The organism is Enterococcus sp. AZ048 (assembly GCF_051715125.1).
GTDB lineage: Bacteria > Bacillota > Bacilli > Lactobacillales > Enterococcaceae > Enterococcus_A > Enterococcus_A gilvus.
In genome coordinates this window covers 211,142-235,803 of sequence record NZ_JBIOTD010000001.1, presented here as the reverse complement: position 1 = coordinate 235,803, position 24,662 = coordinate 211,142, and the positions used below count along the sequence as shown (strand labels likewise).

General features: G+C 39.9%; 33 protein-coding genes, 1 tRNA gene and 3 pseudogenes. All 37 read right to left on the bottom strand.

Going from position 1 to position 24,662, the window contains the following annotated elements:
• Position 1: 1 nt before the first annotated feature.
• The gene (locus tag IGI66_RS01310; protein WP_438847158.1) at positions 2–310 is read right to left on the bottom strand and encodes a hypothetical protein; all 309 of its coding nucleotides are present in this window, start codon (positions 308–310) and stop codon (positions 2–4) included.
• Positions 310–579 carry a phage holin family protein gene (locus IGI66_RS01305; RefSeq protein WP_438847156.1) on the bottom strand — a complete coding sequence of 90 codons (270 nt, stop codon included), beginning with the start codon at positions 577–579 and terminating at the stop codon, positions 310–312. Before IGI66_RS01305 ends, IGI66_RS01310 begins: the two co-directional genes overlap by 1 nt.
• A gap of 2 nt (positions 580–581) precedes the next feature.
• Complete coding sequence (locus IGI66_RS01300; RefSeq protein ID WP_010780123.1) at positions 582–935, bottom strand: hypothetical protein; 354 nt, start codon at positions 933–935, stop codon at positions 582–584.
• 50 nt (positions 936–985) lie between these two features.
• A complete protein-coding gene (locus tag IGI66_RS01295) occupies positions 986–1,111 on the bottom strand; it encodes a CD1375 family protein (RefSeq protein ID WP_301521357.1) in 126 nt (41 codons plus the stop codon).
• A gap of 37 nt (positions 1,112–1,148) precedes the next feature.
• On the bottom strand, positions 1,149–1,262 hold the full coding sequence (locus IGI66_RS01290) for a CD1375 family protein (protein WP_270693211.1): 114 nt from the start codon (positions 1,260–1,262) through the stop codon (positions 1,149–1,151).
• The gene (locus tag IGI66_RS01285) at positions 1,263–1,601 is read right to left on the bottom strand and encodes a hypothetical protein (protein WP_438847153.1); all 339 of its coding nucleotides are present in this window, start codon (positions 1,599–1,601) and stop codon (positions 1,263–1,265) included.
• Between the two features lie 13 nt (positions 1,602–1,614).
• A pseudogene (locus tag IGI66_RS01280) lies at positions 1,615–1,911 on the bottom strand (BppU family phage baseplate upper protein); the annotation flags it as partial.
• Positions 1,912–2,609: 698 nt separating this feature from the next.
• A pseudogene (locus tag IGI66_RS01275) lies at positions 2,610–3,113 on the bottom strand (hypothetical protein); the annotation flags it as partial.
• The gene (locus tag IGI66_RS01270; RefSeq protein ID WP_438847152.1) at positions 3,110–4,021 is read right to left on the bottom strand and encodes a phage baseplate upper protein; all 912 of its coding nucleotides are present in this window, start codon (positions 4,019–4,021) and stop codon (positions 3,110–3,112) included. The gene IGI66_RS01270 and the pseudogene IGI66_RS01275, both read right to left, overlap by 4 nt.
• The gene (locus tag IGI66_RS01265; RefSeq protein ID WP_311828029.1) at positions 4,014–4,505 is read right to left on the bottom strand and encodes a CHAP domain-containing protein; all 492 of its coding nucleotides are present in this window, start codon (positions 4,503–4,505) and stop codon (positions 4,014–4,016) included. Before IGI66_RS01265 ends, IGI66_RS01270 begins: the two co-directional genes overlap by 8 nt.
• Positions 4,506–4,515: 10 nt before the next feature.
• A complete protein-coding gene (locus IGI66_RS01260) occupies positions 4,516–7,440 on the bottom strand; it encodes a phage tail spike protein (protein WP_438849268.1) in 2,925 nt (974 codons plus the stop codon).
• Positions 7,440–8,225 (bottom strand): distal tail protein Dit, encoded by a 786-nt coding sequence (locus IGI66_RS01255; RefSeq protein WP_438847150.1) that lies wholly within the window; start codon positions 8,223–8,225, stop codon positions 7,440–7,442. Before IGI66_RS01255 ends, IGI66_RS01260 begins: the two co-directional genes overlap by 1 nt.
• Before the next feature lie 668 nt (positions 8,226–8,893).
• Positions 8,894–10,531 (bottom strand): annotated as a pseudogene (locus tag IGI66_RS01250) (phage tail tape measure protein); the annotation flags it as partial.
• Positions 10,528–10,821 (bottom strand): hypothetical protein, encoded by a 294-nt coding sequence (locus IGI66_RS01245; RefSeq protein WP_438847149.1) that lies wholly within the window; start codon positions 10,819–10,821, stop codon positions 10,528–10,530. The pseudogene IGI66_RS01250 and the gene IGI66_RS01245, both read right to left, overlap by 4 nt.
• An 86-nt stretch (positions 10,822–10,907) precedes the next feature.
• On the bottom strand, positions 10,908–11,261 hold the full coding sequence (locus IGI66_RS01240) for a tail assembly chaperone (protein WP_028020750.1): 354 nt from the start codon (positions 11,259–11,261) through the stop codon (positions 10,908–10,910).
• 35 nt (positions 11,262–11,296) lie between these two features.
• Positions 11,297–11,794, bottom strand: coding sequence for a phage major tail protein, TP901-1 family (locus IGI66_RS01235; protein WP_438847146.1), 498 nt, complete (start codon positions 11,792–11,794; stop codon positions 11,297–11,299).
• Between the two features lie 11 nt (positions 11,795–11,805).
• Positions 11,806–12,195, bottom strand: coding sequence for a phage capsid protein (locus tag IGI66_RS01230; RefSeq protein ID WP_438847144.1), 390 nt, complete (start codon positions 12,193–12,195; stop codon positions 11,806–11,808).
• Positions 12,195–12,533, bottom strand: a complete 339-nt coding sequence (locus IGI66_RS01225) for an HK97-gp10 family putative phage morphogenesis protein (RefSeq protein WP_438847143.1) — start codon at positions 12,531–12,533, stop codon at positions 12,195–12,197. Before IGI66_RS01225 ends, IGI66_RS01230 begins: the two co-directional genes overlap by 1 nt.
• The gene (locus IGI66_RS01220; RefSeq protein ID WP_438847141.1) at positions 12,530–12,856 is read right to left on the bottom strand and encodes a hypothetical protein; all 327 of its coding nucleotides are present in this window, start codon (positions 12,854–12,856) and stop codon (positions 12,530–12,532) included. The genes IGI66_RS01225 and IGI66_RS01220 overlap by 4 nt, the downstream gene beginning before the upstream one ends.
• Entirely contained in the window at positions 12,853–13,191 is a 339-nt protein-coding gene (locus IGI66_RS01215; protein WP_431380863.1) for a phage head-tail connector protein, read from the bottom strand. Before IGI66_RS01215 ends, IGI66_RS01220 begins: the two co-directional genes overlap by 4 nt.
• Positions 13,192–13,230: 39 nt before the next feature.
• Positions 13,231–13,539 (bottom strand): Ig-like domain-containing protein, encoded by a 309-nt coding sequence (locus IGI66_RS01210; protein ID WP_438847139.1) that lies wholly within the window; start codon positions 13,537–13,539, stop codon positions 13,231–13,233.
• Positions 13,515–14,615: a major capsid protein gene (locus tag IGI66_RS01205; protein WP_086305853.1), complete on the bottom strand. Its 1,101-nt coding sequence runs from the start codon at positions 14,613–14,615 to the stop codon at positions 13,515–13,517. The genes IGI66_RS01210 and IGI66_RS01205 overlap by 25 nt, the downstream gene beginning before the upstream one ends.
• A gap of 14 nt (positions 14,616–14,629) precedes the next feature.
• Positions 14,630–15,022, bottom strand: a complete 393-nt coding sequence (locus IGI66_RS01200; protein WP_438847137.1) for a hypothetical protein — start codon at positions 15,020–15,022, stop codon at positions 14,630–14,632.
• A gap of 12 nt (positions 15,023–15,034) precedes the next feature.
• A complete protein-coding gene (locus IGI66_RS01195) occupies positions 15,035–15,673 on the bottom strand; it encodes a DUF4355 domain-containing protein (RefSeq protein ID WP_438847135.1) in 639 nt (212 codons plus the stop codon).
• 312 nt (positions 15,674–15,985) lie between these two features.
• A complete protein-coding gene (locus IGI66_RS01190; protein ID WP_438847133.1) occupies positions 15,986–16,303 on the bottom strand; it encodes a hypothetical protein in 318 nt (105 codons plus the stop codon).
• Positions 16,303–16,617 (bottom strand): hypothetical protein, encoded by a 315-nt coding sequence (locus tag IGI66_RS01185; RefSeq protein ID WP_438847131.1) that lies wholly within the window; start codon positions 16,615–16,617, stop codon positions 16,303–16,305. The genes IGI66_RS01190 and IGI66_RS01185 overlap by 1 nt, the downstream gene beginning before the upstream one ends.
• A gap of 1 nt (position 16,618) precedes the next feature.
• Entirely contained in the window at positions 16,619–17,545 is a 927-nt protein-coding gene (locus IGI66_RS01180) for a minor capsid protein (protein WP_438847129.1), read from the bottom strand.
• Positions 17,542–17,811 (bottom strand): hypothetical protein, encoded by a 270-nt coding sequence (locus IGI66_RS01175; RefSeq protein WP_438847128.1) that lies wholly within the window; start codon positions 17,809–17,811, stop codon positions 17,542–17,544. Before IGI66_RS01175 ends, IGI66_RS01180 begins: the two co-directional genes overlap by 4 nt.
• Positions 17,812–17,927: 116 nt before the next feature.
• The gene (locus IGI66_RS01170) at positions 17,928–19,598 is read right to left on the bottom strand and encodes a phage portal protein (protein ID WP_438847126.1); all 1,671 of its coding nucleotides are present in this window, start codon (positions 19,596–19,598) and stop codon (positions 17,928–17,930) included.
• Positions 19,599–19,608: 10 nt separating this feature from the next.
• Complete coding sequence (gene terL, locus IGI66_RS01165; RefSeq protein WP_438847124.1) at positions 19,609–21,051, bottom strand: phage terminase large subunit; 1,443 nt, start codon at positions 21,049–21,051, stop codon at positions 19,609–19,611.
• Positions 21,029–21,628 carry a helix-turn-helix domain-containing protein gene (locus tag IGI66_RS01160; RefSeq protein ID WP_438847122.1) on the bottom strand — a complete coding sequence of 200 codons (600 nt, stop codon included), beginning with the start codon at positions 21,626–21,628 and terminating at the stop codon, positions 21,029–21,031. The genes terL and IGI66_RS01160 overlap by 23 nt, the downstream gene beginning before the upstream one ends.
• 15 nt (positions 21,629–21,643) lie before the next feature.
• Positions 21,644–21,868: a hypothetical protein gene (locus tag IGI66_RS01155; RefSeq protein ID WP_438847120.1), complete on the bottom strand. Its 225-nt coding sequence runs from the start codon at positions 21,866–21,868 to the stop codon at positions 21,644–21,646.
• A complete protein-coding gene (locus IGI66_RS01150; protein ID WP_438847118.1) occupies positions 21,865–22,104 on the bottom strand; it encodes a hypothetical protein in 240 nt (79 codons plus the stop codon). The genes IGI66_RS01155 and IGI66_RS01150 overlap by 4 nt, the downstream gene beginning before the upstream one ends.
• Positions 22,105–22,345: 241 nt before the next feature.
• Complete coding sequence (locus IGI66_RS01145; RefSeq protein WP_438847116.1) at positions 22,346–23,176, bottom strand: hypothetical protein; 831 nt, start codon at positions 23,174–23,176, stop codon at positions 22,346–22,348.
• A 158-nt stretch (positions 23,177–23,334) separates the two neighbouring features.
• Positions 23,335–23,410 (bottom strand) — tRNA-Asn (locus IGI66_RS01140).
• Positions 23,411–23,831: 421 nt separating this feature from the next.
• Positions 23,832–24,329, bottom strand: coding sequence for a hypothetical protein (locus IGI66_RS01135; protein WP_311817656.1), 498 nt, complete (start codon positions 24,327–24,329; stop codon positions 23,832–23,834).
• A 124-nt stretch (positions 24,330–24,453) separates the two neighbouring features.
• Positions 24,454–24,648, bottom strand: coding sequence for a hypothetical protein (locus tag IGI66_RS01130; RefSeq protein WP_311822116.1), 195 nt, complete (start codon positions 24,646–24,648; stop codon positions 24,454–24,456).
• Positions 24,649–24,662 lie beyond the last annotated feature (14 nt).

The window sequence follows — 24,662 nt, the reverse complement described above, 5'->3', positions numbered from 1 at the left end:
GTTAAGCCACCTCCATCAATTTATGATTGGGAAGAGATAACATGTATTCTCCTGCTTGAACCTTCGTAAAAACGTCATTCGAACGGAGAACTTTATACTTCCCGTTTAACTTGAAAAAATCTCCAACAGCAAATCCATCAAATTCTTTTTCGATCCCTTCCGAAGTAATTTCCGAAAATCCATTTTCTACATAGGTATCCGTGACTTCTACGCCACCTTTTCCGAAAGAATCTAATTCAACGAATTCGTCACCAATTTCTTTCACAATAAAACTGCCGATTGCTGTGACATACTTTCCTTCTTCGAACATTAGTCATTCCCTCCTAAATTCAATAGTTTTGTAAAGACTTGATGTAACCCTGTAGAGGCTAACCCGCTCACTGCACCATAGACGATGGATTCCACACTGGCGCCATTCATTACTGCGCCTAATGCAGCTCCTAGCACCGCCACGATCAATGGGATATATAAATTAGCCAATTTATTAAATAGTGGTGTCGCTTTAATTACGTAGCCTACGATCAAACACGCGACAACAATTACTGGTACAAAGTTTTCTGTAATAAAAGATAGATCCATGTTTATCTTCCTCCTAAAAATTTAAGTAGCTCCATAATAAACGCAAAAATAACCGCTGCAGACCCACCAATACCTAAAATCATTTTCCAAAGATTTTCCGTATTTAGTCTCTTTAATTCATCTGAACGCTTCTCAGCATCCGTGTTCCGTGTCAGTATTGCGTTTAAAATTTCATTATTTTGTTTCATCTGTTCCGTGTTTTGTTCACGCAAGTATTTATTTGATTCATCCACTCGAATCAAACTTTCATCCATTGTTTTTTGCATTGCTAAGGATCGCTCATTCAATCGTTTAATATCTTCGTCATGTTTATTCAGTTTGTCTTCATGCTGTTTGACTTGTGCTTCTAGTTCCATGCACTTGGCTCCCCCTTCCAATCAAAATAAAAAGCACACTCGAAAGTGTGCTACTCTGCCAATTCCGGTAAATCCATATCCACCAAGATCTCTCTCACTTGTTCGCGGATCAGACCAGGTACTTGTTCGATCGTTTTCTTACCTTTGATAATCAACGTCGCGTAGACTACTGCCATTGTATTCACCTCTTTTCTGAGCAAATAAAAAGCAATCTTAATCCGCAATTTCTGCGTCCAAGATTGCTTGCACTTCTTTTCTGATTGTTTTAGGTACTTCTTCAATAGTTCTCAGACCTTTCTGAATCAAATTGACGTAAATATTTGCCATTTATTTAGCCTCCTTGCTTGCAGGAACCAAAATCTCATAAACCTCGGCTATCGCTAGTTGCGTATCCGTCATTTGAATTGCTTGTTCTTCAGCCGCCTTTTTTAACTCTTCGTTTTCTCTTTTCAGTTTCTCTAGTTCGGTGACGTCATCAACAGCGCTACCTTTCTTCTCTTCATCTGTTGCCATTTCAATCCATCTATTATTTTTAAAATCAAATTTTGGTTTCCAGCTCGGAACTGGAGGTTCAATTTCAGTACAGCCTACTGGAATTTTTTCTGAATCTTCAACAATGATCTGTTCAAAGCCAAAAGGTTCCAACGGTTTATATGCGATTTTCATAAATACTCCTCCTTTAAGCCCTGACGAAAGTAACTTCAAATGTATAATCTGATGCGTAATTAGAATTACGTCGCCATCTCACAACACCGTCTGCACCAATTGATATTTGGGCTGAATTCAGTGCCGAACGGTCAATAGATCCAATTAGCTTTTCAAAACCAGTCGGTGGTCTATAACCTTCCGGAATAGTTAAAATCGTTGAATCATTTCCGCCACCACTTTTTCCATTTAGTGCCGTAAAATAGATGGTGACAGACTTTCCTTGCCAGTATAATCTAGCATTTCCAGAATTTCCATTAACGACTGACAAATTAACACTATCGGATGGTAAATCGTCTACTGTTAGTACTCTTTTGCTATTAATAGAAATGGAACTTAAAAAGTTTTTCTTTCCAGAAATGTTCTCATCCCCTGATGCTTTAACCAATTTTCCGTCAATGCCATCAATGGCGTCCGCGTGAGTCTTGATGTATTTATACCCGTCGCCGTCTTTTAATTGCACAATTTTTGTCATTATTCTGCCTCCCCTACTTCTTCAAAAGTATAACTTTGAAGAGCGTCTAGTTTTTGTTTGTCTTCTTTTGCCATCAGGCCACTCTTATCTGCCGTTGCCACTTCAGTAGTTGTTGCATTGGCACCATCTTTTCCTTTAAGAGAAACTAGCCATTGTGCCTCCGTCCCTTGGAAGCCCTCAGCAACGGCTATCTCGTAAGCGGACTTGCCGTCAACTCCGTCTTTACCAGGTCCTATATTAGCGATTTGAGAATTCGTATAGGCTTGCGCGCTTTGAAAGGCTTCTGCAGCTTTTTGGTCAACATAGGCCTGATTCGCTCCGCCTTCCGCAAATCCGGGTGTGCTGATGTAACCGGTATTTGATATGGAAATATTCGCTCCTGCACGATAATTCATTTGTACATCGGCAGATAAAACATCATCGGTCATGGTCAATCCGTCACCGACTCTGACACCGCCCTTTTGAAATTCGGAAGCCGTTGGCAAATCATAGTTGCCTGATCCACCAGTGGAGCTAATTTCTCCATCTTCAGTGATAGTGATATTTTCTCCTGCAGTATAATTTTTTAGTGAATCCAATTTATTTTTCAGTTCTGTTGAAAAATTGTTGTCTGTTTGTTTAATTGCAGATAACTTTCCTGTAGCTTCATCAATTGCTAAGAGATCTCCTAGTTTGATTCCGCCTAATTTATCTACTCCAGCAATTGGAAGTACATAGTCGCCTTCTCCAGAATTTAGGATCTTCTTATACATCTCAGCAGTAATGATACCGTCTTCGGATTCATTCGCGTAAGGTAATTTTGTGATGGCATTTTCCAGACCGAGATCGGATTTAGTAATCACGACAGCACCAATTTTTCCGTTTACAGAAACCACTTTAGACTGACCGGAGATCATTTTTTCAAGCCCTGAAACGGCTGATACGTCAGTCATCGGAAAAAATTGATACTTTACACCGGTCTCTTGATCCGTTTCCATCATGCGTTTAATTTCCGTCACTTAATTTCACCTACCTCTACTAACTTGAACACATTTTGCTTCGGATCATCTACTGTGGCGATCACAAGCGCTCCTTCTGAAATTGTTGATTGAACGTCTTTGATGAATTCAACTTCATGATTAGTAGAAAAGGCGTCGTCCTGCAGTATCTCAACTACTTCAATGTGTCCATAAGGAAGTGTGTATAGCGTTTCTCGAAGTTTGGTATAGAGATATTCCGCATCTGCTTTTAAACGCTTCGTAATCGAATCATGCCTTACACCGTTGATATCCACACGTGCATCCATCAATTCCGATAGCATGACGCCGCCTGGATCAACAGATCTTAATATATCCTTGATGGATTCAAACCACGTCAGATAGTCCGTTTCTTGCCCATTGCGCCACGCTTCAAAAGTCGTTTGTTGGTATTCACGCCATTTTTCAAATTCATTTTTGCGCGCATTCATCCAGTCGGTAAAGTCTCCTTGGTTTTCATTAATGAAAGCCGCCATATCGGCAATAAGGTCTTCCACAGACTGCCAGTAGGAACCCATCTCACCTTCTGTTTTAGAGACTGCTTTAACAACAAAGTAGGAGAAGTCTTGCGTGGTTCCAATCACGTCCGTCCCTTTCATGATCATAAAGTCAGCCGTTTGTCGGTGTAACGATTGCATCGAGTACTGATCAAAGGTGTACTGGATCTTTCCATTCTTCGCATCGACGATTTTAGCACCTAATTGCACTGGAAATTTTTCACCAACGATCGATTCAAAATAAACTTTACAGCCAGTCAAATCGTACGGTCGTCCATTTTCAACAATTGCAGCCTCCATAACCTCGGTATTTCGATTGCCTTGTCGAACATTGATCATTCCAACATAGTTGTAAGGCTCTGTCGTACTTAACGTGACATTCCATTTAGCCATCCAAAATCACTCCCTTCTCAAAATCAGGCGGAATACAAATGGATGCGATTTGCCCTGCCCCAAAAAAATGACGGTCATATTCTGCCACGATTTCTCCTGATTCTGCATTTTGTTCATAGGTTTGAATACGACCATTTTCAAGACCACGGATCACGCCTGTATGGCCGAAATAATCGTGAGCAATAAATGTTTCACTCACTTGTGCATTGCGTTCCCAGTTGATGATCGCGCCTACTTCCAACTGGTCGTATTCAGGATGATTGATTACGGTCCAGAGATACATTGGCCAGCGATACGCTCGTCCAATTTCAGCAGCGGAAAAGATATTTCCTTCACGCACTTTCACTTCATACCTTGTGCCAGCGCCCATGTCAGGACCGATCATTACTCCCGCATACTCAGCGCTTAATGCATAGCATTGGTGGTTTCCAATCGGTTGATTCATTAATCGTTTTAGATGATTTAGTCCTTTTTCTTCTATCAAAATATCCCCTCTATTTCTTTGCGCGAGCTAGACAAACATCGCCGCCGTTTAGTAAGTATCCGAAAGAACGATCGACCCTACCAACGCCCGCGTGTAATGCTTGAGAGCCGCCGTTTTCAATAATCGCGGTTGTATAGCCATGCCAGTCTTCTGCGAGTACAGCGGTATGCCCGTTTGCGCCTGCACCACCGCCTAAATTCACGATAATAATATCTCCTGCTTTCGCTTCATTTGGAGAAACTTCTGTCAAGTATTGTCTTGCACCCCTAGCATCTGCGGTCATTGAACCGGTATACCAAGTTGTTCCTCTCGGAGCGGTTCTATATCCAGCTTTTGTCAACACTAGCCAAACAAATGTGGAACAGTCTGTTGTTCCGTTTATATCTGGATTTTCAACACTCCCAAAATTCCAGCGCAAAGGCATTGAATACGTAAACCAATTAATGAAACTTCGAGCTACTTTCACAATGTCTCCTGCAGAGGGTATTTTTAAATCTTTGAATTTGTTGTACCACTCGATTGCCCACTGTTGTCTAATTGGATGTGAATTTGCGGGACGTTCATAGTTACGTTCAAACGTATATGCCGCAGCTCCAGGATCGGTCATTGACTTAAATCCTGATTGAGTACCCGGTTGAACAATTCCTAACCACTGGCCGTTATACATGGTCCAATCAAGCAAGTTTCCTTGAGCTGACATGGTTTTGTAGTCCTCCGTGATGCCAGCGGCTCTCATCAAGTTCTGAACATAGGTACGTCCGTCATAAGTAGCTGGTGGCACGAGAGGATAAGCTGAGCCATCCCACTGAACAATTCCGTAAGCGGGGCCGCCTATTTGAGCGATATCCGGGTTCATTGAAACACCCGCTTCACCTTGGACGTTCCCTAAAATACCAGCAGCAGCCGCTTTTGAATATCCTTTAGATAAGAGCATGGTCCAAAGTTCCCAAGCGAACTTATCAGCTTGAGAGGTCACCTCTGGAGGATACATGCCGTTCCAACTACCGCCACCGTTATTTCCGCCACCGCCACCTTGTCCTGGGAACACTTCTTGACCATTAACCGTTATCTTCTTAGCATCAATTGTGCCGCCCACTTTTAAATCTTTGGATATCTCTGTTTTACCTTGAATTAAAACATCACCAAAAGCTCGTAGTTTTCCTTGTAGGTTCAAATCGCCAAAGTGAATCGTGGTTCCGTTCGCCAGCATAACAAAACCCTTATCCTTGTTAGGGGATATCAGGATATACTTCCCATTCCCTTCCGTTCGAATAACGAGCGCATTATCTGGAATCGGTGTCGGTGTCGACGCATTCGGAAAAGGGTTTCCCGTTGAATCAGTCGTACCAATAGTTCCGATTTCTTTATTTCCACTCCAAAACTGCATCCCTTTTTTTGTCAGTTCCATGATTTTTTTATTACTATTTACAACTTGTAGAGCCCCTTTGGACAGTTTTAATTGATCACCGTACGCATTGAAGGATGTCTCAAAAATATCGGCTCGGATGCGTCCAGACTGGATGTAATTCGCATTGAAGTTACCGTCTATGGTCCATGCAGTCTTGAAATTAGCTTCGTTGAATTTCCCATCAATAAATCCGATACCTTCAGAATTTGCGACGAGAAAATGATTAGAAGTATCTATGGAATCACCGTTCATCCACACCATTTGATAGGGTTGACGACTTGTCCCTTTCCCAGTATCCCAAGGATTCATCATAATGATCGAACCGCCTTTTGCTCCACGAATAATATCGCTCTGCCATTTGGAAACTTCCGTAGATTCATAAAAGGTCATTTTCTTATCATCAAGTGACTGTATAGCATTTTGAGTGTTTGAAGATTGCCTAGTTGATGAGGTGTTTAAGTTATCTCCAAGACCTGTTTCGACCTTTCCTGTTAATCGATCAATTTTCACACTGAAAATCCGTGTCTCGTAATGATATCCGCGATCATCTCGATGAATTCGAATGATATTCCCTAAGCTATCCGCGCCGAAAATAGTTGCTTTGAATTGAACCAAAGGCCTGGAACAATTCACTAGCTCTTGATAGGTAAGTTTTATCAACTCAACAGGATCTTCACAATCTTCAAAAATGACGACCTTCTCTCGCTTACGACGTTTTCCATTTTTCGTAGGAATACCGTACTTGGTGGTCATTTCAGGAATCTCTAAATAGATTTGACCTGTTGGCTTATTTAATGGATCGCCTTTCGATTTCGACCAATAGACTTGATTAAACTCAATTCGACGTCCATAACCGTCTCCTACTTCTTCTCCTCTGCCACGGCCGATTAAAGAAGTGTAGATATTGCTACGATCTACTTCTTTTTGAATCGCCAACGCTTTGTCTCCATACTCATAACGTTCATTACTGTATTCACCGATTTGTTTATAAACTTCAATCCATTTATCTGTGATACCTTCACCACTTAAGTTGCATTTAAATACAATTTCACAACCTAAAGTCTGTAGGTTCTTTAACGCCTCCCGGATGCTGCAATAATAGAACGTCGTAGAAACGGCTGGCAAAGTTGAATCTAAATGACCGACTCTCCATTCTCCTAAAGTAAAGTCCATAACTCTCTGTATAGTTTTTTGAAAAAATTCATTTGCAGGTCGAATATCGTTGATAATATATGCGTCCAGTTCATCCGGTCCAAAGTTGACACCAGTAAAAATTAACAATGTGCCAGGATCAGCAGTTCCTACTATTTTGTACATAGAAAAAGACGACTCGCTTTCGCGAACCGCCATATATACTGATTCTTTAATTTCCTTATCAAATTCTGTACTTACTGATAACTTATCATTGATTAACTCATCCTTATTTGGTGTGATCTCTTTTTCTTGAACCACCGAGAAGAGTTTTTCATCACTGATTATCTTTATAAGCTTTTGATTGTCATCAAAGAAATAAATATCCTTATTCATCATAACCACGCACCTCTAAATCGTACAAGAGGATTTCCGTTGTCACTTTTGATCACATCGCCTGTTTTCACTTTGAAGCCTTTGAACGGACTAGTCAAATCAAGGATACGCGTCTTGTTCTCGCCATTCACTAAAACTTTTCCTTCAGTGATTAACAGTTCGACTTTATCACCTTTTTTGATAGCTGAATTTGAAATGCTGATTGTCTGTCGGCCATTAGTGATTCGAACTGAACTATCCTTTGTTGCCGCAAAACTAATTGAATCTGGCGTTACCTCATACGGCAAATACTCAAATATTTCTCCGTTTGTCTCAAAGACTTTAGTATATTTCCGAGGATCTGAACAAGTGATAGTAAAGCTTGAAGAGATGCTATTTTTATTTCCCGGAACTTTATCCGTCGCAGAATATCGACCAAAATAAAAAGTGTCGAGCTCATCATTAAAATGAATCTCGACATCTTTTTGCCGGTACAGTAAACCCATCAGTTTTTTGAAGCTTCGCTGAAATTCAACTGAATTAACTTCTGTCAATTTGTAGAACACTGTCAATATACGTTCAGGCAAGCGTTGCGAAGATATATGAACTCCCGCGTTCTTTTTCTCTGATTCAATATCTATCGACAACATTTCCCGACCTTCAACGTAAAGTGTTTGATACCCTGGAAGAATTTTTTCAAACATGACACTGTCGTAAATCATCGCAGAAGTCGGAATCCACGAATCGTAATCAGAAATTTTTATTGTGTCCCTAAATTGATACATCGGGTTATCCCATTCTTGCACGTGTCATCCTCCTTCTAAAATCCTAAGTTAATTTCTATTTCTTGGCCTTGCGCTTGTGAGATATCATCCACGAAGGCTTTAAATTGCTGATTACCTAAACGGACGTTGAACGTTGCCGGTTGTTTGTTAGTTCGATTCTCATTTCTTGTTGTAATAGAATGTTTCACTCCTAAACTAGCATTCAAGTTACTCAGCGCGGGGATATCCATTACAGAAGCCATAGCTCGATTTATTTCACTTTGTCCAGAATAAATTCCCGTTGAAATGGTTCCGCCAAAATTCAATTGATCTAGATCGCTTAGTGGTCCCTCTTTTGCTGGTGAAAATGGCAAGAATCGGCGAACCTTTGAAACCACAGATTTTATTGCTTTTACAGGTAGACTAATTGCTGACCAGATACCATCTGCTATCATCTTAACTAGATTCCATCCAGCATTTTTAAATACTGACCAGAAGCCTTTCACAACTCCTATGACCGCTTCAAGTGCACCTACAACTAATCCACCCAAACCATACAGGATGCCAGAAGCCGCTTCTACCATACCTTCCCAAGCCATTGACCAATCTCCAGAAAGCACTCCGAGAACAAATTTGATTAAGCCTTGAATCACACGCAAAGCCCCTTCAATCACGCCCGAAATAGCTGTCCATATACCTTCCGTAATACCTTTGATAGCAGTCCAAACACCTACAATAACACCTTGGATCACACCCATAGCATTTCGAATAAATTGTCCGATTTTTCCATTCCAAATAGCATCTACTGCGGCTGCGATTTCCTCGTTATTTGCTTTCCACCAAGCAACGACCCCTCCGAAAATTCGCTGAATCGTGTTTGATACAGTTTGAACAGCGAAAGAAATTGTATTTTTTATCGATTCCCAAATAGCAGTAACTGCATTTCTAAATCCTTCACTCGTATTCCATGCCAATATAAAAGCGCCTACTAACAGCGCTACGATTCCAATAATTATCCCAACAGGCCCCGTTAACGCAGTAAATACGCCTCCCAAAGCTGGAAATGAAGTTGATAGAAATCCAACGGCTACTTTCAGCTTTGCAAACCACACAAGCATAGAACCGCCGATAAAAAGGAGCGGCCCGATAGCGGCAACTAAGCCAGCTATTACTAAAACCATCTTTTGAATTGGCTCAGGAGCATCAACAAATTTTTGCACCAATCCTCCGATTGTATCGGCTACTCCGCGAATTGCTGGAGCGATAATACCTTGAATTACAATTGCCGCAGATTCAAATGCTCCTAACATTTGTTCTATTGATGAGTTCATATTATCTTGCATTGTTCGAGCCATTTCATCAGCAGCGCCATTAGAGTCCTTCAAAGAATTTGTAAGTTTCCCTAATGAATCCGGTCCTTTGTCAATCAACGCCATCATTCCTGAAAGAGATTCTTGACCATACAAGGTTACTAAAGCATTTTGTTGTTGTTCCGGCGTTAACCCTTTAAATGCTTGTTGAAGCATTCCTATTTGATCTTTTAATGATTTCATGTTTCCTTCTGCATCATAAAAACTCAAACCTAGTTCGTCCATTTTTGCAATCATTGGATCTGTAGGTTTCGCCAGTCGAGACAAAGCCCCACGCAAAGATGTACCTGCTTGTGATCCTTTAATCCCGGCATCAGACATGATACCAATCGCTGCGGCGGATTCCTCAAGTGAAATGCCCATTGCGTTTGCGACTGGCGCAATATATTTCATTGCTTCCCCCATGTCAGCGACCTCCGCATTAGTGTCAGCCGCTGCTCGAGCAAACACATCGGCTACATGTCCAGCTTGACTAGCGTCCAGTCCAAACCCTCTCAGTGCAGTTGCTGCATTTTCAGATGCCAGTGCGACATCTCCACCCGAAACTGCTGCTAAGTCAAGCAAACCTGGCATGGCAGACATGATTTCATTTGCATCAAAACCAGCAGATGCCAAGTTTTCCATACCAGCAGCAGACTCTTTCGCACTGAAAGCAGTCTTAGCACCTAAATCAATTGCTTGTTGCTTTAACTGATCGAATGAACTGCCTGTAGCACCAGATATCGCCTTTACTCGGCTCATTTGTTCTTCAAAGTCGCCACCGATCTTAGCAGCAGCTATTCCTGCACCCAGAATGGGAACAGTAAGAAGTTTTGTCATTGATTTCCCAGCAGTCTGCATGGTTGACCCGACAGCCATCATCGTGCTATTTGAATCTTTTTCGAAGGTTTCGACAGCAGACTGAGCATCTTTAAATGTTTTTACAAATCCACTGTCTGTGGCTTTCAGATAAGCTTCAACTGAAAATGATTCTGCTATATCGTCCCCCTCCCTTCTCTGAATTCACGAAGGCGTTTAGCTACTTGTGTTAGTTCTCGTTTGCGTTCTTCATTAAGTATTTCTTGTTCGAATATGGACCCTTCAAGAACATTTCTTATTCTTTCTTCGTAGTCGTAAAAATCAGAAAATTGTTTGTAAATCGGTTCGCCTTTTTTATTTTTTGCGCGTACCGCATCGTTTAAAAAGGCTTGCTGATGCCGCTTCATTTCCTCGTCTACTTGCGAAAGGTTGAAAGCGAGCATTCGAAGCTCATATTCTCTGATAGTCATTTTGTTAACTTCTTCAAATGTTTGACAATCAAGAAACCGAAAAGCATTCAAAGCTAATTCTTCATAGAATTCTCGACTATTTTTTTTTAGTTTTTGCTCGCTGCTTTTCGTGTCTGAGCTTTCAGTTTTTTTATCATTGCTTTTGTTAAATCCTGCTTCCCCAACTCTGCTATTAAGTCTCCCGACATTTTTTCAATATCTTGAGTTATTAACCATGCTTCGATTTCAGACTTGCCAACTTTTGCATTGTCTGTTTGCAAAGCCATAATGATATTTCTCAGAACGACCGGATTACATTGCTGTAAATAAACAAGCGCTGAACTGATTCCCATTCCAAAAGAAGCCCCTCCGGTGTGGACTTCATACATCTGATCCAGCGCTTCAATAGCACCAATGGTAAATTTCACATCAATGATTTTTCCATTAATATCAAAGTTCATAATTTCCTCCTAAAAAAGAAGGCTAGACTATTTGTCTAACCTTCAGTAGTTGTTTTGGTAGTGTCTTGGAATGCGTATTGAGCCTCTTTAATTGTTGATTCAGATACGGTGGCAAACCCGTCTTTTGGAGTTCCTTCGATGGTTGCTTCTGTTTCAATTTCAACCAAATCCTCAACATTTGCTGGTAATTTCCATTTACCAACTTTTCCACGACCATAGATTGCAGGATATTTTCCTTCTTGTTTCTCACCCTTCAAATCAACATCCCAAAATTCCATCGTAGCTCCGTCTTCTACTGATTTCTTCATGTACATATTTTCGTCATCGTAAGATGCAAGACCTTTTAGCGCCAGAGTCACTTCCAAACCACCAGAGGTAGGAACACTACCGTCTTTCGTTTGTTCTGACTTATTGTCACGCGAATACTCCCATTCGTGTTCAATTTGATATAAAGGCTTCGTCGCATCTTTTGAACCTGCTTCATCTAAACGACGAACAAGCAAAATTCGGTCTTTCCCTTGAATCACTGTCATGCTTTTCCCTCCTAGTAAAACCGCATCTCTAACGGTATTACACAATGCCAGAGTGCAGTATTTGTTGTTGTATCCTGCAGCATTTGTGGCTGCGTTTGGTTATTAGATATTTTCCAATTAAAGTTTTTCGATTGTCTTAGTTTCCGAAGTTCCCACAGAATCGCGCCTTTCATATCTGAGACCTGCTTGCGCTTGGTGTGCAATCCATAGATATGGATATTTAATTGAACAGTACCCACTAAAACAGATTTAGTCGCTTGCGGTAGTTCTTGAGACTCGCCAATATACACAAACGGATAAGGCGTTTTGTCTGGCGGTAAATATGTGAAAACGTCATAACCTAAGCTTTGACAAACCTTGAAAACTTCATCGTATAATTCTTGATCCGGTTGTTTTTGCATTATCTTACCAACCCTCTCATGTCCGCTAAAAATTTAATCTTTTGATAGTTAAAAGCGTTGCTGACAAAAGGTTGCGCAGCTTGGAATCTCGTACCAAAATTGACATAGGGTGCATACTCAGCAGTCGGTGTCACCATCCCAGAAAAACCACCGTCTAGTATAGACTGAGTAATGGATCGCCGCATAAATCCGGTATCAACAGGAGCGCGCCTCTGCATCTGATTGGCCATTTCGGAAGTATTTGTGGTAACCACTTTTTTCACATCTTCCAGAGTCATTTTTTTCTCAAGATGTCGTATTAGTTGGTCAATACCTTTAAATCCAAGACTAGCCTTCAATTTGCAGCCACCTCCTGAACAATAAACGTATTTTTCAATCGAAGGTTACGCTCGGTGATAATCTCGAATTTATCAGTTTGGTTTCGTAGCTTGTTGAAAATTAAAACGTAATCCCAATCTTTTTTGTAAGGACGTAATAGACGAATGACCTTAGCCCCTTGTTTAATATCTCCGAACAACGCTTTCGATCTGTCAGTTCCTAAATCCGTAACGTTAGCAAATTTTAATTTTTCATCTAAGCTTGGTTCTACATGTTCTCCTAACTCAGGATCGTAATAGCCATCTTTTTTGATAACGAAAGTTACTTCTGTTTCATATCTCATACGAATCGAGCCACCCCTTTACGAGGTACTGTATTCTCTTTCTGTTTATCTTTATAGGCTGTTATATCATCCTCGAACTCATCCAATAATTTTCCATAAGTAATAGACTCGCCTTCTTGGCTATAGGAACTCATTCCTTCATCACCTTTGCGGTTGAATCTCTTAATGGTGCATTCGACAACAATGTAGTTTAATACCTCAGGAACGCTCTCTAAGAAGCCCAAGCGTACACACAACTGGCTTGAGATTCGTTTGATAAAATCGATTAATTGCTTATCCAGCTCCTCATCATCAACTTCGAGCGATCGTTTCACTTCTTCCAAGGTTTCGTCCATGACTGCCTCCTTTCAAAAATAAAAAGGCTAGTCAAATGACTAACCCTCCGGTTCTGCTAATGTCAATGTATGGATATCTTTAAATGATCCATCCACCGTTGTTGCTGTGGTAGTATAGACACCTGCCGGAACAGCGTCTGTCCAAGTTACTAGTCCGTTATCAGAAACTGTTAACCCCTCAGTGTTTGGTTGGATTGAAAACTCAACATTTTTATTTGTCGCTTTTTCAGGCAATACCGCAACCGTCAATTGTCTGTTCCCAGCAGTCCCCGCAACTGCTGTTGATGTTTTAGGTGATAAAGTTAAACCTGTAGCGGGGATAATTACTCCCCCACATCTAAAATACATACAGCCTCTGATTGTTCAAATGAAGGTAAGGAAATCATGGATACCTTCGTTTCGACGTTTACTGGGTCTGCTTTCTTCATCGTTGTAATTGCAACGCCTGTATCCACAATAGAAACATTCGCAACGTTTGGACTAGACATCAAGTCCGCTTCCTCAGGTGTTGTACCAAACCATGTTTTACCCAAAGTTTCTGCTGGCAATAACACAAAAATATTGTCAGGAATGAACTTGTGTGTTCCAGATGTGTCCGTGTACACCTTGTCATAAACAACAATTTCCAAGTTAAATTCTTCTGAAATATAGTCTAGAAGAGACTGCTTCGAAAGTTTAGCAGCTTGAGCATTCGCGTTGTTGCCTAAGATTGTCGCCTTGATTGCTGCATTCTGGCGGAGGTAACGGAACGTTTTGCTGTTTAAAACAGCACGCGCAGGAGTCACACCGTCTTCTTTCATTGCCGTTACGGCAACATCAATATCTTCTACAGGATCAGCATTTTCAATATCAGACCATTTAGTAGCAGCTTTTTTCTTATGCCCAGCAGGTAAGTCATAATCAATATTGTACTGTTGCCCATTTTCGTTGATTTTAATTGTCCCTGTTGTCAGCATTTGCATGCGCATAATTTCGCGACGCACAGCAGCTCCACGAAGTAAATCCGCAACATCATCGAATACACGATTAAGTAAAACGTCCTGGTATTCTTTGTTGTTAGTTTGGTTAACCATTTGCAACTGTTGACGCAATTCTTCGTCAATGTAGTATGATTCCTTGAAGAAAATCATTTTCTCAATTAATTCTTCAAAGCCTGCACGTCCGCGCGGGATCACATCAGCATCAAGAGCTGAAGGACGCAACGCTACTGGTGATCCAGTTTTCCCTTTCAACCAAGACAATTTCATTCCTAGCTGCTTATCCATAGGGAATAATTCTTCTCCCAAATAGGGTTGAGTTTCATTGGTTTTTTCTGCCCAATAAGTTGCTACATTAGGCGCTTGAACCAAATCAAAAATATTTAACGTCGCAAATGTTTGCAAGTTCATTTTCATTAAAGTTTCTTTTCGTACTCGTACGTTCATTTAACAGTTCCTCCTTATTTATTACGTTTAACAAAGTAAACTTTGCCATCTAACGCAGTTTTTGCTTCAGCAACAATAGTTAGTCCATCATTCAAGCGTAATTCGTTCACTGTTCCGAAATACACCAATGTGCCGTTTCCAACAGTTGACCCGTTATCAAAAACAACATCGTGTAATAAGACCCCGACAGTTTTATTTCCATTCGCTGCATCATTTGTTACTTTTAGTAACGCCTGCTCATTTGCAAAAGGATCAGCATTACCTACGGGCGTTCCAGCAGGAATGTATTTTTTCCCTTCGCCATTTGTTGCCGTTACTCCTGTAGCATCAACAACAACCGACAAACTTTTATAATTGTTAACGTCGGCTAAGATTTGATTTTTAGATCCGAATACTCGTTTCTCCATGTTTTATTCCTCCTAATTTTTGAAGTAAGTGCTTTTCTTTGTTTCTGTTTTGGTGCGTTGCGCCAACCTTTTACCATAATCTCCGACGACACCATCCTTACTTGAACCGTCCAGAGGGATTCTTCCACCCAATCGTTTTTCTAAATCAGCTTTGATTGATTCCCGTTCTAATTCAATGGCCGCTAGATACGTTTTTACATTGCTTGAGGTCGTTTCTGCATCTTCTGACACAACTAGACTAAGAACTTCTTTGGTAGGCGTAGCGCCTTTGTCTGATAGCATTTCACTAGCCTGATCGGACATCTTAGCCAGATTGTCTTTTCTTTCATACTCAGCGATCTTATCCTCAAGTTGCTTTCGCTCGTAATCTGCCTTATCCTTGTCGTTCATTTCAGCCAATTTATCAGCCTGGGCTTTCTCATCACGCCATTTTTCTTCTGCTGCCGTAACTGCTTTGCTTGTTTCAGCAGCAATCATTTTTGCTACATCATCACGAGAAAATGTTTTGCCCGCATCTTCATCCTTTGGTTTATCTTCTGGTAGCATAGGTTTGTCTGCTTGCGTTGTATCTTTGCCGCCATCTGAATCTTCAGCAAAGAGTTGCAAGTTCATCGGTAAAAATAGTTTTTCTTTTGAAAATAGTGTTGGCATTGTCAATCCTCCGCGGTTACGCCGCTACCCGATAAATTTGATCAGTTACGCCGATCAATCGAAACAGCTCAATTTATACCGCCCCGAGCAGTAGAGGGCATAATAAAAAGCCGTTAGCGAATGGGCTAGCGACTTTAAATGACTTTGATATATTTGCTATTGTTTTCTTCGAAATCGCGCATAAACCACCAAAATGTATCTTCTGCTAATTCTTCATTGAACAAACTTTGAAACTTAATCTTGTAAGAATACCAATAGAAAGGAAATTTGAGTTTAATTTTAAGTGTGAATGTTTTTGGCATAATATTCTCCTTATTCAATAATCCTCTTATAAACAACCTTCGCACCCATCCGCTCATACCAACTAGTCGTTTCTAAAAGGTTAGGTAGGGTGTGGGAAATAATTGAAATGGTTAATCGATCTTTAGTAGTTCCTTCTGCAACATTTACAGATGCATAATTGCCATTCCACACCGGTTTTAACTCATTACTAATCAATTCTTTATTACTGTTGTAGATTGGATTCTGTTTCCATTGAGTACTATTTTCAGTTTCAATGGCTTTTTTATAAGCTTTGCCCAGCCCTTTTTGAACTTCGATGGTTAAAAAGACTTCGTTAAAATCTTTCATTACTTTCTCTCCTGTTCTGGAAATTCATTTTGACTGGTTAGAACTAGTCTGGAACTATCCAAGTTAAGCTCTCTAACTTCTGTTAGCAATCGCGGTGTCATAAAGCCCTCAATGTTATCTCTTTGAAAAACAAAGTCCAGCGCCTCTTGCTCATTTTCAGCAACAACTATTGCTGACGTGGGTGCCTCCCAAATATCTGTACCCTCATCCGCGAATTTGGAATCTCCCCAAACTAAAAAGACTTTCAATATTTGAACTGACTTATTTGTAGAATTGCTTCTTTTCTTATCTAAATATCTTGGTCGGTAAACCATCTTACACCTCTCTTCCCTTAAATGACTTCTCAACTTCCACGCGATCAACATATGGCGCGGTTGAACACCTACAATTTGCATGCATCGGACTGGCATTTTGACCTGGAGACAAATCTTCGACCTTAAATATCTTTCCGTTCAATGGTAAACAGACAGGACAGGCTGTCGGTTCTGCAATATACTCGTATTCTTCGATGCCGTACTTTTTATAACTTTGATTCTGTATCTCAGTCTGAACCCTTGCCGATTCTGTGCGCATCAACCGCTCAGCTTCGTACTTACTAGAATCAAATAGATTACGTAGTTTTCTAGCCATGTCACGTGGGTTCTTACCTTGTGTAACCGTTTGGACTAACAATTTATCTAACTCAGCTTTAAACGCCTCCATGTTGCCCCAGATGCGTTCAGAAAACGTCGCAGAATGAAAAGAACCATTAACAACAGCCTCTACAAAATCTTTGTAGCCATCGAAAATGGTTCCCCCTAATATGCCGGCTTGCCGTGTTGCTTCAGCAATACCTTCTTTTGTCAGCAAATCAGTAGTGTATTTGTCGAGATCATCGGACAGTGCGATCAATTCGAGCCCTACTTGCGATTTAAGGAGTTCTAAACGATTAACTCTCATTGTGACATTGTATAGACGTAGCTCATCGTTAGCTGTCTTAGAAAAATCCTTCTTCTTAACATATTGTTTGGCTTTCCTGGCAAAGGCTTTAACGTCCATCTCCATTGAAACCTTTTTAGCTTCGGATAGCGAAACACCTTCTTTACCAGCAAAACGTTGCCAATTCGCGTCAATTTCTTTGTTGATATTGTCAATTGCTACTTGAAATCGATCAGCGATAGCTTTCTTCATTTGCTTTTCGTCTTTGATGGTTTGGGCGATATGTTGTTCTTCGCGTTTGCGCCAGTAATCAGAGGACTTCATTCAACGTCCTCCTTTAATAGCTGCTTAACGGCTTTTTTATAATAAAAACGTTGAATCTGCATTGTTACAACTACTAATATGAATTGGACTACTGTAATGAAAATAGTCAGCTTGTTGAACCAAAGTAACATGGCCACGCATAAGATCAACAATAGTACTAGCGAAAATTTCTTCAGAATAACGACTATTCCCAATGCTAAAATATCTCCTTGTAAGTCTACGTCTAGATCATCAAACTTAAATTCAATACCTTTTAACTGGTCCATCTACTCACTCCTTAATTAAAGATACCTCTGCTACAAGATTTGATATCAGCCATATAAGTGTTATTTCATAGCCAAATATTTTGAAAAAGAGGACTGCACTCATAAACATAAATATTTTACGTGTTATTCTCTCGTGACTTTTCATTTGGATCAGACTCCTTTAGGTCTTTTGGCTCTTTCTGGCCACCTTGTTCAATTTCCGTTGTATTATTGTCACTCGGAAACTCATAATCCAATACTGGCACATTTGGTTTTTCTTTATTCACACGTTTGAGCTCTTCTTCAGCAGACACGCCGGTTAGTCGTTCAGCCATTTCACATAAAGTCTCTTCTGAAACAATTCCAAGCATTCCTTTGATTACATTCATAATCTCTTCATCCGATTGCGGAACATTCGGTGTAAATAGAATTTGAATATTATTTACTTTGTTGTAAAGATCCTCTTGTTTTTTATCATCCGAAACAAAAAAAGCTTTGACATTTTCTATCAAGCCTTGTGGTTTATTCAAATCATCTTTGATGCTCCATGAGTGTGTAAGTAACCGTAAACGACGCATGATAGCTTTCTTAACCATACGTTCTTTGTTCTTGCGGTCGTTGTCTGATCCCCAACCTTTGAAACGAAAACCGATTCCTGATTGGTTAGATCCGATGTTCTCATCTGTGAAGTCAATCAAAGACGTAAAACGCAAAATGTCAGCAACCGTTCGGCTATCGTTGGCTTCCATACCTGCAACATCGTACTCTTTTTTCAGATAGTAGGCGTCGGGCGTGTCACCTAATTTGCCTTCGCCGTAATCTTTTTTATCACCTAAAACAAGCATTCTTGCCTGCATCATCGCTTTGAATACTTCCATCTTGCTGTTGTCACCCTCGTCGTCCGTTGCTGTGTCAGGGTTCCCTTTAATCACCAGGTACGCTTCAGATGAATCTTGTTGAAAGTTTGCCATCTCAGACCTAGACAAATCATATGCGTCGATTGAATCAAGAACACGCTCAAAGTCACTTAAACGTTCCTCGTTATTTATCCATTCGTTTACTTGGACAGAATCAAAGTAACTTTCTTCTTTTCCATCTTCTTCAATTGCTGCATTTTCTAAATCGGTGCCATCTGCAACAAGATAGTAATTAAATCCACTGTTTGTATAAAGCTCTACGCGGGTCCATTTATCATTTAAAAATTCTTCTTCATAATAATGAACTGCACAAATAGAATTTTTGTTCTTCGTATTGTCGTAAATCACAAAGGTTTGTTCTGCGTCAAACTTGGCAATGGTTTCCTTGCCGTACTCATCTCTGCCAATCCATTCGTAAGCTCTACCTAGACCGAACATATCTCTGCCCATTAGTTGATTATGGTAGTCTTCGTTCGATTGACTGGCAAACTCATTGATTCGGTCTGATATGTTCTTTTCTCCAGTATATTTAAGCTGATTACCTAACAGAACCCCAAGTTTGAATGACACGATGAAATTTGGGAAATCGCTTGCGATCCGATTATCTGCTCGTCCTTCCGGTTTTTCTGATCGATAATTAATATTCCCGTCGCCTAACAAGTATCTTTTCAGTTGTTGAAGCCTTGGAACTTGCTTTTCTTTGTGGTGATTGATGAATTCGACAATTAACTTCCAAACTTCTTTATTCTCGAAGTCAATTATTTGTTCAACTTGGCCGGTTCGTTGGTTAAGTACTTGGGCATGAGGTAACCTGGAAACTGGTATTTTATAAATTAGATTCGCTTCTTTATCAAACCGTTGTCCGTCTAGCAATTTAACATTTTGTTCCACTGTATCACCTCTACAATCCTAATTTTTTGAATGCGTTTATTGTCTTTTTGACATTTACTTTTTCTTTAACATTCATGCTCATCGTTTCAGCAATCCCTGTCGTTGCATCTGGTGCGTCATCGTGTTTGTTTTTCCCTTCGCGCTGATAAGTGGTCATAGCGGAATAGTATTCAGGCCATTTGGTGCGCCAATCTTCTGGGAAATAAACATTTTGTTCGATCCACGCGGTATTCGAGTATATCCGGGCTTCTTTGTTCGCTGATTGGTAGAAATCATCAATAGCAACTGGACACTTACCTTTTATCTTTTCTCTAACAGAACGCGCAAAAGAACGCCCACCGTTATTTCTCTCGATGCGCACTTGGTTCACTTTATTATTGATGTACTGATTTGAAACAGCGGACTCTGTGTATTCCATCGGTTCTTGGGTGTAGATCACATCTAGCACTTCGCAACGTCCGTCATAGGTCTCGCCCCAAACAATCGAGCAAAGGTAATCTTTACCAGTGTCTGCCGTATCGCAATACGACCAGATCTTTTTGTATTCGGAACGATGACCATAAGTTTTTAGATTTTGATATAATTTGCCTTTCTGATCAATAGGCTCTTGTTGATAGTTGGCTTCTGCGATATCTAAATTCATTTCTTGGATAACATCGAGGTATTCATCATGTGTCATAATCTCTTCACAAAGCATCGTTCCATCTTCTTGGACAGCCTTATAACAAATCTGATGGACACTGTTTTTGCGTTTGCTCAACATTTTTCCGGCTAAATCATTATTTGACCATCTTGTCATGATTAGTATTTGTTTACGCGGACGTTCCATCCGTTGAGCTAATGTGTTGTTATACCATTCCCAATGAGAGTCCAAGACTCGCTCGTTATAAGCTTCTTCTGCGGTTTTGATAATGTCATCAACAATTACATAATTTGCACCAATCCCAGTAGATGTTCCGCCAGGCGAAGTCGCTAAATAATTCTTTTCCTCTGATCCATCTAAAGACCAGAACCCTTTTGCTGCGTCCCCGTATTTGATTTGTACCTTCGGGAAAATATCTTTAAAATATTCAGCTTTGATATTCTCATTATCAACCATGATGCCGTCACGTGTTTGTTGAGCAAATAAAGATGATAGTATTTGATTGTATGAACCTGTAATGATTTTTGTCCTCGGATTCTGACCAAACATCCATAATACAAAAAGCCTCGCTGTAAATGTTTTCCCATGACGAGGGGGCATGTTGATTACTAATATCTTTTTATCAATCTTATCTTCGTAGAAATCTTGTAACGTTTGACACAAATCTTTTAAATATAGACGATCATCTTTATAAAACTCAGGATAAAGCAATTGGCAAAACAACCAAAAATCTCCTCTGGCTTTCCGAATCGCTAGCTCTCTTTGAACGATTGCATATTCCACACGATCAAGAGTCGTTGATTTTTTCATACCGCTTCACCAACTCTTCTAATTCTTCGTCTGACATTTCTCCGTATTGCTTTCGTATATCTACACCACCGGAGTGCTCAAGCTCTTGCTTGTCTTTCCAGATTTCCCGCATACGGTTTTTCAACCAAAAGATAGCAGAAGTCGGGTTCGGGGCTACCTGCTTATCTACTTCAAGAATTACAATCCGTTCACGCGTAGGAACAGCTTTTATGGCAGCATCTTTTATTTCCTGCAATTCTGCTTCAGGGTGATCAATTTTATATCGATTCTCGTACTCTCTACGTTCCGCTTCTACTAACGCTTTATCGCGATCAACTACCTTTGCTGTTCTTTCTGTATATTCGTAGCCAACAGCGCTTTTATGCAAAGCATTTTCAACTTGAATGTCCACGACTTCTTTGCCCTTTTTTAAGGCCTCTAAAATCTCTAAATGCTTGTTTTTGTAGTTATACAAAGTTGCTGTTGATATACCCATGTTATTTGCTATCTGCTCATCAGTGAGACCGTTACGAGCCCATGCTTCAAGTTTAAGAAGTCCTTCTTTTGTCAACCATTCTTGATATTTGCCTTTCGCCACGACTTCACCACCTCTCTATATGTATTTGCTGATGTTTTCTTGTACATGATCCTCTTTCCAATAACCAAACCCACAATAGACCATCTTGCACTGATCAACCTCAACTGGTGTTGCTTCCCTGGTCATTTCTACGATCGAGTACTTCGCCTTCATCTGAACTGACATCACAACTCGTTTATGTTGACCTCTCATTGGTAAAGGATATTTATTGTTTAGTGACGCATACCAATAGTTTCTCATGGCCTCTTGATGTCTACACTAAGCTCAATACGAAAACAGTCCCCAATATCAGTGGTTGTTAAATCTAAGTCTTCGATGTCGTTCACATCAATCTGGTCCATTAAAGAGAGAGCTTTATCCATAATCGCCTTTTGAATAAACGCCTTATCAATTTTTACTTCGAATTCTTTGTTCAAACCTGTAAGTCTAGCATTTTCGATAAATCCGCCTTTAATTGTTCCAGTTTGAATCCCCATTTAAATCAGCTCCTTATATTGCCTTGTAAGCGTTACAATGATATAATCCCTTCAGGGTGAATCCTTTAAAAGTTTGTTTTTCACTTGGTCATCGTGTAAACGATGGCCTATTTTTTGTATTGAAATATCATTTCTGTAATGATAATATTTTTATACTTGTTACATTGAGGACTATTGCGGAAACAGTAGCCCTCTTTTTTTGTGCAAAATAAAAAGACCACTCGGGTGAGTGATCTACTTCCTAATAATATTCAGCATCAGTTAAATACTCGAATAACGATCTTCCCATATTTGTAAGTCGCAATTTGTAATGTTGTCCTTGGCGTGAATAACACTCAATGAATCCACCATTCTGCAAGTCATTAATAATATGAACAATTCTTTCTACTTTAATTGGTTCTCCAATCCCCTTTTTTCGTGCATACGTTTCAGCAAAAGGAAACTGAAATTGATCTGTAACTTTCCCGTCAATGCTCATACCAGAAAAATTAAACTGAAATTTCGGCCAATTGTTCGCATCTGTAATAATACTTAACGCTTGAGGAGACATTTTCTCGATTAAGCCTAGATTAAATTTGTGAATGTCAAATAGTTTTTCAAAGTTCTTTGCTTCGCAAATCTTTTCTAATGTCATCCGCAAGTGTGTAAACCAGTCACCATCTGGTGGATAGTCGCTTAGCATTCTAAATATTTTATTGATTAGAGCATTACCATAAACATCGGTCATTGCTTCTTTTAAATTCTCGATTGCTTTTTCATGGTTATCAGATTTATTAAAATAATCCTCAAGCAACATCTGTATTTTCACATCTTCTAAATTTGCATCTAATTTCTTATTCCAGTCCACGAAAACAAAAGCTGCTTTTGATACCAGCGATACTACTGGTATTGAATTTATCATTTCTCTCCCAACCTCCTTTCCAGCTTCTTTTGATGAAGTCTTTATTGTTTCGATTTCCTTTTCTGATCCAATTTCTACGTCTGACAAACGAGATTCTAAAGTCCTGCCTTGTACTTCGAAATAGTGATCGGGGTAATTTTTTATTGCTTCTAATTCAACTTCCCTTTTCATATTGGCCTCCTAGTAATTCGTATACTTAGAGTATAATAAGAAATGGCAAAAATAAAAAGACCGCCGAAGCGATCTTGATTATGTATTAAGCAACCTACACGTCTCATAGAGACCCGCCTACTGTCCTTTCTTTCGGACTCTACCACCCTCAGTTGCTACTGACGTGACCGGGATCGAACCGACCTCATTTCCAACTCTAACAGTCAGATGCATCACCAATGATGCTACACGTCAACTCGGAGGAGCTACCTCCTAACATATGCTTTCGGGTCAGATACTTAGCGTTGGCCAGTTTACTAAGTCCTCCCTAAGTCACTGGAGTGGCCCCGCCCCACTCATGGTTGCCTAAGCATTAACCTCGCACGCATGCAACACGTCTTCTACTTCCGCCACAGTGACATAAAGAACGGCATGCTCAATGTAGAAATCATTATTTCATGCCGCCAATTGTTTGCCTACTCTGTTTCCGCAAAGTGGCAGTGTAGTCAAAAAGAGAATAATCCACCAAGCTAGACGTTTGTATGTTAAGAGGTATAAGGAGAAACTTCATGCCAATAAAGTTAATTTGAGTCGTCTGCTTGATGGATTAATCACATTTATTTCACGCTATCATAGTAACACTTTTAATGTACACTCGTGGCGCCACAAATGCGCCCTATAACCAATCAATTACAACATCCACTCCAAAGATAAATACCGATAACTGCTCAACAGCTTTTTTTATCCACTTCCCTATCGTCCTTCGATCAACAGCATATTTCGATGCAATGTATTCATCAGCAAAACACTTAGGCAGCAGGTACTTCATGTTTAAAATATCATAGGCTCGTTCATCCTCTGCTTTTAGTTCAACTAAAGCCTTATCAACATGTTTCATTAATTTAGCCGTTTTCGCCTTATGTTCTAGTAGACTATCTACATCGAAGCGCCAGTCATTCCACATCGAAGCAAAATCTTCTTCTACTTGTTCCTCTACAATTTTGCAGTGAGTTTTTAGTCTGTAGTAATTCCTCAAGAGTGTCCTTGTATTATGGTATGAATTGGACCTTAATTCTTTTCGCCTTTGCTTAGTTGCTTCTACTAACCCAGCAACTACTTTCTCAGCAATCATATCTAACTGAGATTCTGGTAGTTCATGTACTTGAATTTCCAAATCGTTTCCTCCCAATCAAATTATTCCCCAAAGTATTTGTTATGCACATATTAACAGGTTTATCCACAATATATCGTAGGAACGTATTTTCGCATACAATATATAGTGCTTAAATAACTTAGTCTTACTTTTGACTAGCGCTAATAGTAGTCGCCATAAAAACAGAAGTTAAAGCAAATGATTCAGCATCACTAAACCCCTCAATGGCTAACTGATTACGGAATGCCCCTAAATTTTGAGCAAGTTCTCGCATACTATTTCTAGCGATATCTTTCTCATTTATCTTTTCTAAGAGATCATGAATATCCTCGTCATTCATTACAGTTCCTCCTA

What these genes read in the sequence shown, in the direction of transcription:
- IGI66_RS01310 (WP_438847158.1), bottom strand. Translation starts at nt 310, where the DNA reads ATGTTCGAAGAAGGAAAGTATGTCACAGCAATCGGCAGTTTTATTGTG.
- IGI66_RS01305 (WP_438847156.1), bottom strand. Translation starts at nt 579, where the DNA reads ATGGATCTATCTTTTATTACAGAAAACTTTGTACCAGTAATTGTTGTC.
- IGI66_RS01300 (WP_010780123.1), bottom strand. Translation starts at nt 935, where the DNA reads ATGGAACTAGAAGCACAAGTCAAACAGCATGAAGACAAACTGAATAAA.
- IGI66_RS01295 (WP_301521357.1), bottom strand. Translation starts at nt 1,111, where the DNA reads ATGGCAGTAGTCTACGCGACGTTGATTATCAAAGGTAAGAAAACGATC.
- IGI66_RS01290 (WP_270693211.1), bottom strand. Translation starts at nt 1,262, where the DNA reads ATGGCAAATATTTACGTCAATTTGATTCAGAAAGGTCTGAGAACTATT.
- IGI66_RS01285 (WP_438847153.1), bottom strand. Translation starts at nt 1,601, where the DNA reads ATGAAAATCGCATATAAACCGTTGGAACCTTTTGGCTTTGAACAGATC.
- IGI66_RS01270 (WP_438847152.1), bottom strand. Translation starts at nt 4,021, where the DNA reads ATGGCTAAATGGAATGTCACGTTAAGTACGACAGAGCCTTACAACTAT.
- IGI66_RS01260 (WP_438849268.1), bottom strand. Translation starts at nt 7,440, where the DNA reads ATGAATAAGGATATTTATTTCTTTGATGACAATCAAAAGCTTATAAAG.
- IGI66_RS01245 (WP_438847149.1), bottom strand. Translation starts at nt 10,821, where the DNA reads ATGACTATCAGAGAATATGAGCTTCGAATGCTCGCTTTCAACCTTTCG.
- IGI66_RS01240 (WP_028020750.1), bottom strand. Translation starts at nt 11,261, where the DNA reads ATGAACTTTGATATTAATGGAAAAATCATTGATGTGAAATTTACCATT.
- IGI66_RS01235 (WP_438847146.1), bottom strand. Translation starts at nt 11,794, where the DNA reads ATGACAGTGATTCAAGGGAAAGACCGAATTTTGCTTGTTCGTCGTTTA.
- IGI66_RS01230 (WP_438847144.1), bottom strand. Translation starts at nt 12,195, where the DNA reads ATGCAAAAACAACCGGATCAAGAATTATACGATGAAGTTTTCAAGGTT.
- IGI66_RS01220 (WP_438847141.1), bottom strand. Translation starts at nt 12,856, where the DNA reads ATGAGATATGAAACAGAAGTAACTTTCGTTATCAAAAAAGATGGCTAT.
- IGI66_RS01215 (WP_431380863.1), bottom strand. Translation starts at nt 13,191, where the DNA reads ATGGACGAAACCTTGGAAGAAGTGAAACGATCGCTCGAAGTTGATGAT.
- IGI66_RS01210 (WP_438847139.1), bottom strand. Translation starts at nt 13,539, where the DNA reads ATGTATTTTAGATGTGGGGGAGTAATTATCCCCGCTACAGGTTTAACT.
- IGI66_RS01205 (WP_086305853.1), bottom strand. Translation starts at nt 14,615, where the DNA reads ATGAACGTACGAGTACGAAAAGAAACTTTAATGAAAATGAACTTGCAA.
- IGI66_RS01200 (WP_438847137.1), bottom strand. Translation starts at nt 15,022, where the DNA reads ATGGAGAAACGAGTATTCGGATCTAAAAATCAAATCTTAGCCGACGTT.
- IGI66_RS01195 (WP_438847135.1), bottom strand. Translation starts at nt 15,673, where the DNA reads ATGCCAACACTATTTTCAAAAGAAAAACTATTTTTACCGATGAACTTG.
- IGI66_RS01190 (WP_438847133.1), bottom strand. Translation starts at nt 16,303, where the DNA reads ATGAAAGATTTTAACGAAGTCTTTTTAACCATCGAAGTTCAAAAAGGG.
- IGI66_RS01185 (WP_438847131.1), bottom strand. Translation starts at nt 16,617, where the DNA reads ATGGTTTACCGACCAAGATATTTAGATAAGAAAAGAAGCAATTCTACA.
- IGI66_RS01180 (WP_438847129.1), bottom strand. Translation starts at nt 17,545, where the DNA reads ATGAAGTCCTCTGATTACTGGCGCAAACGCGAAGAACAACATATCGCC.
- IGI66_RS01175 (WP_438847128.1), bottom strand. Translation starts at nt 17,811, where the DNA reads ATGGACCAGTTAAAAGGTATTGAATTTAAGTTTGATGATCTAGACGTA.
- terL (WP_438847124.1), bottom strand. Translation starts at nt 21,051, where the DNA reads ATGAAAAAATCAACGACTCTTGATCGTGTGGAATATGCAATCGTTCAA.
- IGI66_RS01155 (WP_438847120.1), bottom strand. Translation starts at nt 21,868, where the DNA reads ATGAGAAACTATTGGTATGCGTCACTAAACAATAAATATCCTTTACCA.
- IGI66_RS01150 (WP_438847118.1), bottom strand. Translation starts at nt 22,104, where the DNA reads ATGGGGATTCAAACTGGAACAATTAAAGGCGGATTTATCGAAAATGCT.
- IGI66_RS01145 (WP_438847116.1), bottom strand. Translation starts at nt 23,176, where the DNA reads ATGAAAAGGGAAGTTGAATTAGAAGCAATAAAAAATTACCCCGATCAC.
- IGI66_RS01130 (WP_311822116.1), bottom strand. Translation starts at nt 24,648, where the DNA reads ATGAATGACGAGGATATTCATGATCTCTTAGAAAAGATAAATGAGAAA.